Origin of the sequence: Saccharibacillus endophyticus, from assembly GCF_013185185.1 — a bacterium.
Lineage (GTDB): Bacteria > Bacillota > Bacilli > Paenibacillales > Paenibacillaceae > Saccharibacillus > Saccharibacillus endophyticus.
Map to the genome: position 1 here is coordinate 20087 of NZ_JAAZWE010000005.1, position 13000 is coordinate 33086.

At 51.5% G+C, this 13000-nt stretch carries 9 protein-coding genes; 4 read left to right on the forward strand and 5 right to left on the reverse strand.

From position 1 onward, the window contains the following. Positions 1-195 precede the first annotated feature (195 nt). Positions 196-627, forward strand: coding sequence for a MarR family winged helix-turn-helix transcriptional regulator (locus HRQ63_RS17625; protein WP_172246226.1), 432 nt, complete (start codon positions 196-198; stop codon positions 625-627). Between the two features lie 751 nt (positions 628-1378). On the opposite strand, the gene HRQ63_RS17630 is transcribed toward HRQ63_RS17625, so the two are convergent. The 5 genes from HRQ63_RS17630 to HRQ63_RS17650 form a co-directional block, all read right to left on the reverse strand. Further along, positions 1379-3073, reverse strand: a complete 1695-nt coding sequence (locus HRQ63_RS17630; protein ID WP_172246228.1) for a DEAD/DEAH box helicase — start codon at positions 3071-3073, stop codon at positions 1379-1381. Positions 3074-3184: 111 nt separating this feature from the next. Then, positions 3185-4627, reverse strand: a complete 1443-nt coding sequence (locus HRQ63_RS17635) for a SulP family inorganic anion transporter (RefSeq protein ID WP_172246230.1) — start codon at positions 4625-4627, stop codon at positions 3185-3187. A gap of 235 nt (positions 4628-4862) precedes the next feature. Next, positions 4863-6536 carry an ABC1 kinase family protein gene (locus HRQ63_RS17640; protein ID WP_172246232.1) on the reverse strand — a complete coding sequence of 558 codons (1674 nt, stop codon included), beginning with the start codon at positions 6534-6536 and terminating at the stop codon, positions 4863-4865. Position 6537: 1 nt separating this feature from the next. Then, a complete protein-coding gene (locus HRQ63_RS17645) occupies positions 6538-6924 on the reverse strand; it encodes a phasin family protein (RefSeq protein WP_172246234.1) in 387 nt (128 codons plus the stop codon). A gap of 65 nt (positions 6925-6989) precedes the next feature. Then, positions 6990-7835, reverse strand: coding sequence for a uroporphyrinogen-III synthase (locus tag HRQ63_RS17650; protein WP_172246236.1), 846 nt, complete (start codon positions 7833-7835; stop codon positions 6990-6992). Positions 7836-8402: 567 nt separating this feature from the next. On the opposite strand from HRQ63_RS17650, the gene HRQ63_RS17655 reads away from it, so the two are divergent. From HRQ63_RS17655 to HRQ63_RS17665, 3 genes are all read left to right on the forward strand, one after another. Continuing rightward, positions 8403-9770 (forward strand): DNA-binding protein, encoded by a 1368-nt coding sequence (locus HRQ63_RS17655; RefSeq protein ID WP_172246238.1) that lies wholly within the window; start codon positions 8403-8405, stop codon positions 9768-9770. Between the two features lie 242 nt (positions 9771-10012). Then, positions 10013-11344, forward strand: coding sequence for a helix-turn-helix domain-containing protein (locus HRQ63_RS17660; protein WP_172246240.1), 1332 nt, complete (start codon positions 10013-10015; stop codon positions 11342-11344). Positions 11345-11854: 510 nt separating this feature from the next. Continuing rightward, positions 11855-13000, forward strand: a complete 1146-nt coding sequence (locus HRQ63_RS17665; protein ID WP_172246242.1) for a hypothetical protein — start codon at positions 11855-11857, stop codon at positions 12998-13000.

Genomic DNA, 13000 nt, shown 5'->3' on the forward strand with positions numbered 1-13000 from the left:
AAAACAATTTTTGCTAAATTCAGATGAAAGCACACTTTTTTGTGCAACTCATTACAGGTACTACGCAGTGCTATTAGCTTGACCAACTTTACTTTTGACTTGGTCAAGCTATTCTCTATCTCGGATCTATTGCGTCTGATTCTTTTCTCTGGTATACCTGAACGTACCTAATCTTAATATTAAAGGAGGTTGCGCGTGCCGCCCGATTCCAACGAATTGACGCATCTGTTTATCCGGACGCTCCGCGCCCATCACAGTCGTATGCACGCCGTACATCAAACCCTCGACATCCATCCCGGACAGGCTCCGGTGTTTTTTATTTTGTCCAATCATGAAGGATTAAACCAGAAAGAGTTGGCAGAGCGCATGCATATCAAGCCTGCCACCCTTACGGTTATGCTGACCCGCCTTGAACAAGCAGGCTTTGTCGAACGCTTCTCCGATCCGAACGACCAGCGTGTTTGGCGAATTCGTTTGACGCCGGAGGGGCATGAGATTTCCCGGCGCGTGCATGATGCGGTGGAAGAAATTGATATCATGACGTTCGGGAATTTCTCGGAGCACGAGCGGGAGCAGTTTCGCGGGCTGATGAATAAAATGTACGATAATTTGAAAAACGAGGGGTAGGGCCGAGGCTTGAACTCGGCGCTCGAGGAAGTCTTATTCGTGGAAAGGCTCGGGCGCTGCGGGAGAAATTGCCAGCATACGCTTCCGAAGTGCATTTCTTCGAAATGCTTAAAGACGCTGTCTCGCGCAAAAAGCGCGCTCAAAGGCGTCTTGACCTGAATTTCTCCCTCCGCTGGGCTTTGCCGCGAATTGGACATCTCAATCAACGAGTTCCGGGCCTAGGCCGGAACTCGTTTTTTTGTGGGAAGGGAAGTTAGAGAGAGAAGAGAAGAGAAGAGAAGAAAAAAAGAATAGTCGAGTTGATCTAACAATTACGGACTTTAAGGAAGGAGACAGCAGTGCGGCTTGTAGTTCAGTTTTTCATTGTTGCGGATAAGCAACAATTTCATGAGATTTGTTTGAATCGGCGTTCATTCCTGCGAATAAGCAACAATTCACTCAAAAATCACTGCCCGCCGGCTTTATCCAGAAAAATTGTTGCTTATCTGCATGAATGAAGTAATTTAGCCCGGTTAAAAGTAAGATTCGTCAAGGCACGAGTAGTATGCAGAGATGTAATGTAGGCGACTAAAAAGCGCTCTTCGCCCGTAATAGGGCGGAGAGCGCTTTTGGTTAAGGCATGATTTGGGTTTGATTAGATAGGGGTACTCTGTCTGATCCGAATACCAGATAGACGGATTGTTTGCGAATCTTGCGGATTGCGGTTCGCTTTGGCTTGCCGTAAGAGCCGCTTCAGTGCCTCAGACTGATCTTAGCGGCGGCGTCCGCGGCCGCTGCCTGGATCGGAGCCGCGGCCGTTTCCGCCGCGGTTGCTGTTGTCGTTGCGGCCGCCATTGCGGGCGGAGCCTGTGCCGCTGCTTTTGCCGCCTCGGCCGGATTCCAAGCGGCCGGACTCGCTGCGGTTGTAGCCGCCGCTGCGTGCGGATTCGTTGTTGCGGCCTCCGAAGCCGCCTTCGCTGCGCGCGCTGCCGCGGCCCGTGCTCTCGCCGCGGGAACTTCCGCCCCGGCGGCTGGCGCCCGCGCCGTCGCGTCCAGCACGGTCTTCGCCGCCGGCTACGCGGCGAGTACCGCCACGCGAACTTTCACCGCGTGCTTGATCGCGGCTTTCACCGCCGCGACCGCTGTCGGCGCCCCGGCGTCCCCCGTCGCCGCCGCGACGGCCACGGCCGCCTTCTTGACCGCTCCGGCCCGCTCCGGCGCCGCGTCTGCCGCCGCCTTTGACGGAACCTTCGCGGCTGTCGCGACGGTCTTCGCGACTCTCGCTCGACCGACGCGTTGCGTCGGCGACGCGGATGATGCCGCCGTTTTGGAATGCGACTTTTTCCGGACGCTGATTGGTCGCCGCTTCGATCAGGTCCAGCGTGCTTTGCTCGCGCTGCGTCACGAACGTGTAGGCCAGGCCTTTATCCCCCGCACGGCCCGTGCGTCCGATCCGGTGGATATAGCTGTCCGTATCCTGCGGGATATCGAAATTGAACACGTGCGAGACGCCTTCCACGTCAAGACCGCGCGCCGCGACGTCCGTCGCGATCAGGATTTGCAGACGGGCGTCGCGGAAAGCGCGCATGACCTGCTCGCGCTTGTTTTGCGACAAGTCGCCGTGCAGCTCCGCGGAATTGTAGCCTTCCAATTGCATCTCTTCGTTCAGCTTGGAAGCGCGGCGCTTCGTCCGGCAGAACACGACCGCCAGGTAAGGGTTGTCGCGGTTGATCAGGAACTTGAGCGCGTCGTACTTGTTGCGATCCGTGCACTCTAGCGCGATCTGGCGGATATTGCGCGCCGGAACCTTTTCCGCCGGCGTGATGCTGATCTGCTCGGCGTTTTTGGTGTACGCGCCGGCCAGATGACGCACGTTATCCGGCAGCGTCGCGGAAAACAGCATCGTTTGTCGGGACGGCGGCGTCGCTTCGATAATCGTTTGAACTTCTTTCAGGAAGCCCATATGCAGCATTTGGTCGGCTTCGTCCAGAACCAACGTTTTCACGCGGCTCAGATTGAGAGTCTCGCGGCGGATATGGTCGAGCAGGCGTCCCGGCGTACCGATGACCAGATCGCAGCCGCTTTTGAGCTTGTGCAGTTGGGCTTCTACGTCTTGACCGCCGTATACCGACAGAATCCGCATTTCCGGTCCGGCCATTTTACGGGCTTCTACGGTGATTTGCAAAGCCAGTTCGCGTGTCGGCGCAACCACCAGCGCGGGCGGCAATCCTTTTCCTTCCGAGCGTCCGCCGTCGTGCCATTCGCGTCCGGCCGCGATTTTTTCCAGGATCGGCAGGATAAAGGCCAGCGTCTTGCCCGTGCCCGTCTGTGCTTGCACCATCAGATCGCGGCCTTCCAAAGCGAGCGGCAGCGAAGCGGCTTGTACCGGCGTCGGTACGGTAATACCCTGTGCTTGCAAACGGTCCAGCACCTCGGGAGCAATCCCCAAATCTTTAAATGTCTTCATTATCTTCATTCCTCCGTATGGGGACGTCTTCCGCGATGCTGGCATTCGCTTGCGCGAATTCCAAAAGAAGGGGCATCCGTCATTCTCTTAACGGATACCCCTTTTCCGAAATCAATGGCCCGAAGGCGCGGAAAGTCCCGATTTTTCGATCAAAACGCGGCTGTCTTCATTCAACCCGCGAATCTCTACCTGCTTGCCTTGCTTATAATATTCAAACTTGACTCTGGCGATCGCCGAAGCGGCGGAGTGGTCCCACACATGCGAGTGCGAGAGATCAATCACCACTTGATGCGGATCACCGGCCGGAGTAAAATGATCCACGAAATGGGCGGCTGTTCCGAAGAACATCTGTCCGCGCACTTCATATACTTTTACCCCGCTGCTTGTCTCGGACGTCACCTTAAGCTTCGCAATCTTCCAACCGAAATGCAGCGTGCACAATACAACGCCCACGCCGACGCCGATCGACAGATTATCCGTGACCACGACGATTCCGACGACGACAAGCATGACGATCGTATCGGCAAGCGGAATCTTTTTCATCCGATAGAGCGAACTCCAATCGAACGTCCCGATCGAAACCATAATCATGACCCCGACCAGCGCCGCCAGCGGAATTTGACTGACGATATCACCGAGCAGTACCAGGAGAATCAACAAGAACGCTCCCGCCGTAAACGTGGACAAACGTCCGCGTCCGCCCGACTTGATATTAATGACCGATTGTCCGATCATCGCGCAGCCGGCCATCCCGCCGAAAAATCCGTTGACGATATTGGCAATGCCTTGACCGCGCGCTTCGACGTTTTTGTTGCTTTTGCTATCGGTCATATCGTCCACGATCGTGGCGGTCAGCAGCGACTCCAGCAGGCCGACCAACGCAAGAGAGATCGAGACTGGCAAAATGGTCGCGAACATGCTCCAAGTCAAGTCGATCTGCGGAATATGGAACAGCGGCGGCGTCGTGCCCAATTCGCCCATTTCCCCGACCGTCTTGACGTCCAGGTTCAACCAGACCGCCACCAGCGACATGACCACGATCGCGACGAGCGGTGCCGGAACGGCTTTCGTGAATCGCGGCAAAATGTAAATGATCGCCAGCGTCCCCGCCACGATGATATACATCGCCGGCCCTGCTCCCACGAACTGCGGAAGCTGCGCCATGAAAATAATGATCGCCAGCGCATTAACGAACCCGGTCATGACCGGCTTGGGGATAAACGTAATGAATCGCCCTATGCCGAACACCCCGAGCAGCACTTGAATAATTCCTGCCAATACGCCTGCCGCAAGCAAATACTCCATGCCGTGATCGCGGTACAAACTGCCCATCAGCACGGCCATCGCGCCGGTTGCCGCCGAGATCATGCCCGCGCGTCCCCCGACGAACGCAATGACGATCGCGATCACGATCGAGGCATGCAAACCCACGATGGGATCGACGCCCGCCACGATCGAAAAGCCGATCGCTTCCGGAATAAGCGCGAGCGCCACCGTGATGCCGGACAGGATGTCGCCGCGCACATTTCCGAACCACTGCTGTCTTAGCTCCATAACCATCCTCTATTCTATATGATGTTGTGGAGTTTTCCCCTTTCAGAAAAACCCGGGTCCGTTGTAGTCAAGACCCTCATTATACAGAATTTGAACAAGCGAGGCTACCGGAGTAAAACGGCATAAAACGAAGCCAGGCAGCGATTTTCGACGTCTTTCGCCACCCGGCTTCCTTAATCCTGCCTTTTTCGAAAATTTGCAGGAAATGTTTCATCAAAATGCTGTGGTCATCATACTAAAACCTGCCGGATTTGAAAATGGAATAAAACAGCAGAACCACCATCAGCACCGCGACCACGAGGCCCGTTTCGATGATCGGATAATTCCAGATCATGGTCTCTTTTTGCGCCAAAGAAGCCCCGACGACGAGTCCCGCCATCACGATGCTGAACGCGAGCAGCACAATGCTGAACGCCAGGCGGTTGACCAGACGATCGACGCCGCGCGAAGCTTTTCTCAGTTCCGGAACTTCCACCTCTACACGAACCCGTCCACCGCTGATAAACGAAGTCAGATGACGCAGCCGATCCGGCAAATTCGCCAACGAATCCGCCAATCCCAGCGCGCCGCTGACCGTTTTGCGGCGCAGCCGGTCGGGTCCGAACTTTTCCCGCGCCAGCTTGCGTCCGAAAGGTTCGGCCAGCGTCACGATGCTTAACGTCGGATCAAGACGCTCCACCATGCCTTCCGTCGTGATCAGCGCTTTGCCGAGCATCAACAGATCCGGCGGAATGCCGATTCCGTGCTGCCGGGCCGTGGAGAAGAAGTCGTTGATGACCTGACCCAGATTGACATCGGAAAAAGCGACGTCGTAATACCGCTCCCGCAGCCGTTCCAAATCGCGCTTGAGCGCGCCGACGTCGGTTTCGTCCGGAATCATGCCCATGCGCTCGATCGACCGCACCATGGCCGGCGTGTCCTGGCGCATGAGCGCGATGACCAGCGAAGACAGATATTCCCGCATATCCGGACTGAGCCGCCCGACCATGCCGAAATCCAGAAACGTGATTGAGCCGTCCTTCATGATCATCAGATTGCCCGGGTGAGGGTCCGCGTGGAAAAAGCCGCCGATAAAGATCTGGTTCAGCACGGCGTTGACGATTCGCGAAGCGATCTCCTTGACGTCGTATCCGCGCTGCTCCAAATAATTGCGGTCGGTCGGCTTGACGCCTTCGACGAAAGACATCGTCAGCATGCGTTCGGACGTGAAGTCCCAAAACACCTCGGGCACGTGAATATGCGGATCTTGAACGAACTGTTTGGCGATTCGCTCCATGTTGCGCGCTTCCGCCGTGTAATCCATCTCGGCTTCCATGGAGCGCGAAAACTCGTCGACAAGCTGGGGAACCTGGTAACGCGTCACCCATTCCCAACGCTTTTCGCCCAACGACACCAGGTCATGCAAAATTTCCAAATCCCGCATGACCTGTTTTTTGACGCCGGGACGCTGGACTTTGACCGCTACGCGCTGCCCGCCGTCGACCAGCCTTGCACTGTGCACCTGCCCGATGGAAGCGGCCGCGATCGGCTGCTCGGAAAAGTCGCTCATCACTTCTTCGATCGAACTCCCCAGCTCCAGCTCGACGATGCGGCGCGCTTCTTCCGCATCGAAAGGGGGCACGTCGTCTTGCAGCTTGGACAGCTCCTTGATCACGCCCGGCGGAAGCAGATCCGCGCGCGTGCTCGCAAGCTGTCCCAATTTGATGAAAGTCGGTCCTAACGCCTCCATGACCAACCGGATACGCTCGCCTAACGTTTTCGTTTCCGGCCTCTCGCTCCTGATCCAGCCGATCGGCATGCGCAGCACGCGCGTAAGTCCCATCTCCTCGACCATGTACCCGAAGCCGTGCCGGATCAATGCGACCGCAATCTCCCGGTAGCGGCCGGCATGGCGGATATGGACAGCCATCTTACTCCGCCGTCGTTTCCCCGGATGCGCCCGGACGGTACGTATTCGTTTCTGCGGCCGGGTCCGCCGTTACGGCAGGCTTGTTGCCTTCGAGTTCCGCGATGCGCTGTTCCAATACCGAAATGCGCTGCTCCAGGCTCGCCACGTCGCTGCCCGCGGGAACGTCCAGATCTTGAAGCACCCGACGAACCTGCTCCTGCACCATGTTTTTGATCGTATTGCGTTCTTCTTCTCCGCGTTCGATCAATTTGTTCACGACGGCTTTGGATTCGGACGGCGCGATTTCGCCTTTTTTCACGAGATCGTCGACGACTTTCTCCACCTTTTCCTTGCTTGCCACAGTCAGGCCGATTCCTAGCGACAACGCCTTTTTCAACAGATCACTCATGAACGATTCCTCCGTTTTCAAATGGAATATTTTCGCTTGCTCTGCCTTGCTCGTGTACATACCGACTACAGGGACTCCGACTCTTCCGAAGATTCTCCGGCGGATGAAGCTGCATAATATTTGGCCAATTCGACCATCATACTGCCCATGCGTTCTTCTTTCGGGGCTACGACGCGCTCAATGCCCTCCTCGCGGATCGACTGCGCGGTTACTTTACCCACCGCCACGGCGACCACCTCGTCTTCGAAAGAAGCCCGCAGCGCCTCTTCCAGTCCGCGTTCGGCCGCATGCCCGATCAGGAAGCGCACTTGAGGTCCGCTTGTGAACGTGACCGCATCGACGCGGCGTTCCAAAATATCGTCCAGCAGCTGCTGCAACTGTTCTTCCGGAGGCGCAATATGCTTGTAAGGCAATACGGTTCGCACCGTCGCTCCGCGTTCCTCCAACCACGACACCAGATGCGGAGCAGGATCGCCGTGAAGCTGAACGACTACATTTTTGCCGGTAAAATCGTATTCCTCCATTTGACGCAGCAGTCCTTCCGTACTGCCGTCGTCATCGCGCACAAGCGAAGTCAGCCCTCGTTTTTTCAAAGCGTTCACTGTCTTATACCCGCGAGCCGCGATCTTTGAATGCGCGATGGATTCGATAAAGTTCTCTTCCAGTTCCATCTCCTGCGCCGTATTGATCAGAGCTTCCAAGCCCATGCCCGTTGTCAAAATGGACCATTCCGGCTTGAGACGAATCCATTCCGAGATTCCACCGCCGAGTTCGGGTTCATCCAGAAATACCGTTCCTTGAGCCGGCCGAATCAGCGCGACTCCTCCCATTTTATGCACGATGCTGCTCAACTCTTCCGCTTTGCGCGGACCGGTAATCGCAATACGTTTTCCTTCCAGCCTTTTCGCCAAGCCATTCGCCCCTTCCTATTACCTTGACAAGGTCTTACTTATTATAGAAGGCATTCCAATGCGCGGCTGTGCCGCTTTCCACCTATTTTCGCTTCCCGGACGCAAAAATGCAACCGGACCGTCAGATGCAAGCTTTCAATTCTTATATGTAACCCAAGTTTCGCCTGCATATCGATGATTGCGAGAAAAGTATGCGAATAACCCGAACATTTTCCGATCGAATTTCGTCTGTATAGAAAGAATGCCGGTTTTTGCGCGAAAATCGCTTGCGGCGCCTGCGTAAATACTTATATTCTCAATATCCCGAAATTACTATCATATCCGCTTGTTCTCTTCCGATATATAACTTAACGCACAATTCAACCTTGCACAGCACATAAGAAAAAGCCTTAAAAATCCTAAATGGTAACGTTTTATTCTCTGATTTTACCTGCCTGTTTTTCCCAAGCCCAAAGCGATTGACCTTTATTCATTCGTTACTGTATATTGTAAATTACTAGTATTAAAAGAATTATATGAGATGCTAAAATTTGAATGGAATTTAGCAGCGTGAGCGAGGTGCAGATTATGGAAACGACAATGACTCTCCGTTCGGAAATCGAAAAAGGCATCACGGAACTCGGCATGAACTTTTCAAGCTTCGGCGAATTATCCGGCATCAACCGCGGCATTTTCAGTGCAATCCTGAACGGAAGCCCTCCGAAGCCGATCTCGCTGAACCAGATGGAAGCCATCACCCGGGCATTCGGCTATCCGGAAGGCTGGATGTTTGACCTTTATATCGAGGAGTGCTTCTACGACGGCAAGCCCAACCGCCGCCGCGTCGAGCCCTTCCTGATCCGCTGCGCCGAACTGGGCAAGACCGACTGCATCCGCGAAGTGCTATCCCGCCTGCTCGAAGACCTCAAGCACGTCTCGATGATCTTCGACATTGCGGAGAATCTGTTCACCTCGGGAAAAGTTAAAGAATCGTTGGTGTTTTACGAGTGCGTGGTGGAGAATGAGAAGTACCACCATTCGGAGCGTTTGGCTATCAGTCATTATAGATTGTTCCGGGCATCGATCGGGGAAGATAATGAACAAAACCTTCGAGCAGCGCTTCGTTTCGAATCTTACTGCGGGAAACTGCCGGATCATCATAGGCTCGATGGTCTACTTCAATTGACGAACGTTTATTTTAATCTAGGCAGGTGGAGTGAGGTTGAGTTTTACGCAGATGAACTTCGCCTTTTTTCAAAACATATCTATGAAAATAGAGTACATCACAAGAAGTTCAAAGCAAACCATGAGTTTTTAAAAACGGATCGCCACTTGGTTGTTTATTACGGTCAAGGATATTTGCAAAAAGGCAATGCATTAGAGCATCAAGAAAAATACGATAAAGCCATGGAATATATTCAAGGTTATTCCGATTTGAGTTGGTTTGAAAATTTAGATGAAGTCGGCCTTACTGAGGTCAAAAAATTTAAAGATTGGGCTGTTGCTAACCAATTTAATTTAACCATCTTAAAAGGGGATGCTTCAGTTTTAGAAAGATATTCGCTTTTTCTTGAAGAACATCCGCATGAGATTCTTCCTAGCGTCTTGACGATTCTTGAGTCTGCGAATAAACACGATTTCAAAATCGAAAAAATCCTGAATAAATTTTTGTCGGTCGTTATGGATGGTAGCAAAAATAATTATTATAACTCTTCATTCAGCTTAAATAGACAAGCGAATTTATATTATCAGTTGGCTTTATATAATTTTAGAAATCAAGAAAAAAAGAATGCGATTGACTTTACTTTACAGGCGTTGGACTTATCCATTAAACTGAATAATAGAACAGTATCCATGCAATCCGTAGCGTTATTTGAAGAAATGAGAAAACAAGCTTCAGCTGAACAGGTTAAAGAATACGAGACTTTGATTAGGACGGTGTATTTGAATGCGTAAATATGTTAAAGTGCTGGCTCTTTCATTTATTGTATTAGTTAGTGTGTTAGGTTCGACGTCTGCGCCTGTTTCAGGATCGTCAGAAACAGCCTCAAACGGCTCCGGTGGCGCTCCTACGATCCAACTGTTTTCTAACGGCTCTGGCGGCTAATTAGAATTCATGCGTACAAAGCATCAAAAAAAGTGTTACTTAGCCATAAAAGGCTAAGTAACACTTTTTTAATATTGCTTCGGAGGTCTTTATGAGAATAGATGATATAGCAATTCGTTTCGCTCTAAAACAAGAAATCCTGAACAGATACTCCTCTATTTCGCAATTTGCGACCGAATCGGGTCTTCCGCGCAGCACCTTAAGTTTAATTTTCAGAAAAAAAGACCCCAAACCAATTTCCTTCGACCATTTAGTCAAAATCACTTTAGCGCTGGGTTACCCCGAGGATCATTTTTTTGGCCTTTACATTCAAGAGTATTTCACTAAAGAAAATTTCAATCGAAGTCGGATCGAAAAAGTATTGCAGCGCTGCGGAGAACTTGGATTGAATCATCATCTGAAGCATGCGATAGAACGGCTTGAAGACAATGCTTATTACATACCTATTATTTTCGTCATTGCGGAAGAGCTGAACACGAAGCAAAAAAGCGAGGCCGCTTTACTTTTATACCAATGGATCGTTTCGGTAAAAACAGAAGTCTCGCAGGTTTTGATTTCAACTTGTCATTATCGAATTTTCCGCTTGGGAATTTCTCTGGACAATGACCTTAACCTTGAACTTCTATATCGTTTTTTGCCTTATCGATCTCGTTTACCTATTCATCTAAGCTTAGACGCCGCAATCAATGCCGTTAACATTCTCTATGACCAAAAGCGATTTGAAGAATTATGGATATGTGCAGAAGAACTTATCAAAGATTGCGTTCACCTTTTCGGCACTCGAGATTCACCTAATTTTAAAGCTATCGCTCATTATGAATCCAAACTGGATCGACATCCGGTCGTTTATTACGGAAGAGCTTATTTAGCCAAACAATGCTGCTTGGAAGGGTGGAAAAAATATAAAGAGGCTCAAACTTATTGTGAAAATTATGGTCAATTGCAATGGTTTGACGACGGAAGCAAACTCGCTCAACTAGAGATCAAAAAATTCGTTATTTTTGCGCAAGCAAACGTTTGGAACTTTGAACTTCTCCAAGGAAACATGACGGTGCTCTCATCCTACGTTGCTTTTTTGGAAGAACATCCCGAAGAGCTGATTCCCGGACTGATTACCATCGTGGAATCTGCTAATATGTTTAACTTTGCGATTGATCACTTTTTGGAACGCTTCGAACACCGGTTGTATGATCTGCTCGAAAACCCGGACGGATACTACACCGAGATTGCTAGACGAAACAATTTATCATTTTTGCTTTATCACCTAGCCATTTACCACTTTAATGCAGGCCAAGTCCCAAAATCATTGAACACGGCCATAAAATGCTGGAAAATGTCTCAGACAGTCAACAACCAACAACACTTCAGGCTGCTGGCATCCTTAACCGCGTTTTATAATATGTACGACGACTCTACGAACTAATCCCCTCCTCCATTTCCCATTCTGCCCACCCCTTTCTTAAAAGTGCTATACTTAATCTCAAAAAAACCACTCCCTTACCAGTTTTATAGGTATAGGGATTTTATTGCGCATTCCGACAAATTCATCGTGCTTTGGGGATTTTGCGAATAGATATTAAAGATATGTTACAAACGTTTCACTATCGGGGCTTATAATGAATCAATTGCGGTAGACCTGTATGCCGCGGCGTTATGTTGCCTATTTCGTTGCGCGCACGATTCGATTTACCGCCCGCCACCCGTCGGGGTTGGCTTTTTCATCTTTCTGACCGAGGTGCCCTACATGCAGATCTCCAGTCCACTCCGCTCGGCCATCAAACAGAATATGCGTAAACGAGGATATAATTTTTCCGTTTTATCGGAAAAATCGGGCATTCCCCGAGGATCGCTAAGTCTGATCTTCGTCGGAGGAAGCTCCAGGCAAAGCCCGATATCATTCCATCATTTAACGAACATTACGAAGGCGCTCGCTTTGCCGGAAGACGCCTTTTTTGATTTGTATATCGACGAATGTTTTTTGGGCGGGCGACCGAATCGAAGCCGGATCGAACCGTTCCTGGAACGCTGCGTCGAACTCGGGCATCCGGCCTGCATCGAAGAGGTGCTGCGCAGGCTCGACGGAGAGCCCCGATACCTGCCGGTGATCTTCCGGATTGCCGAACGCGAAAATAAAGAAGAAACCAATCCGTTAACCATACGTTTATATGAATACCTGCTGATTCATAACGGCGATCGCCACTCCGTGGAAAATGCCGTTTGTCGCTATCGTCTTTTTTTATTGCGCTTGAATGAGGACGAAGAAAACAATTCTCGCGTGCTCAATGCTTTCTCGCCTTACCGCAATAACTTGCCGGATGAGCTGAAGCTGGAAGCCTTAACGGTTATGGGCAGTCTTTGCTTCAACCGGATGGATGCGGAGGAACTGAATACGGTCGCGGACGAATTGATTTCCCTGTGCCTGCGGTTGTTCGGATCGAAAGACCAAGCCCCGACCAAACCGTTTGCTCCGGATCGCGAGCTTGCCCGGCCGGTCTTGGCCTACTACAGCCAGGGATACGTGATGAAGCAGATCGCGCTTTGCGAGAAGGGCGAGTTCAAGGAAGCCGAAGCTTATTCGGCGCGGTACGAAGATTTGTCCTGGCTGGCAGGAACGGATTCCGCCAACAAGGAGAAGCTTGCCGATCTGGCTCTGTTCGCTCATGCAAACCGGATCGGATGCCGCTTGTTAGGCGGAGAGTTGGAAGTCCTTCCCGAGTATGTCGATCTGCTGGAGATTCACCCTCAAGAGCGGGTACCGGGGTTGATCGTCTTGCTTAAGACGGCGAATGCTTACCGAATTTCCGTGGATGAATATTTGCCGCGTTTTCCGATCGATCTGCAGCGTCTGCTCGAGACGCAAGGCAGCATGTATTCCAAGCAGGTCGGACGCAATCGCTTTGCCCGTCTGCTGTATCAGTTATCGATCTATCATTTCGGCCGCGGTCGAATCGAAGAGTCGCTTCAGGCGGCACTTCAAAGTTGGGAACTGTCCCATCAATTGAATAATCACCGGATGTTTCGTCTGCTCGCTTCGCTTACGCTGATGTATAACGAGCAGTCCGATCCGCCCGACCTCTGA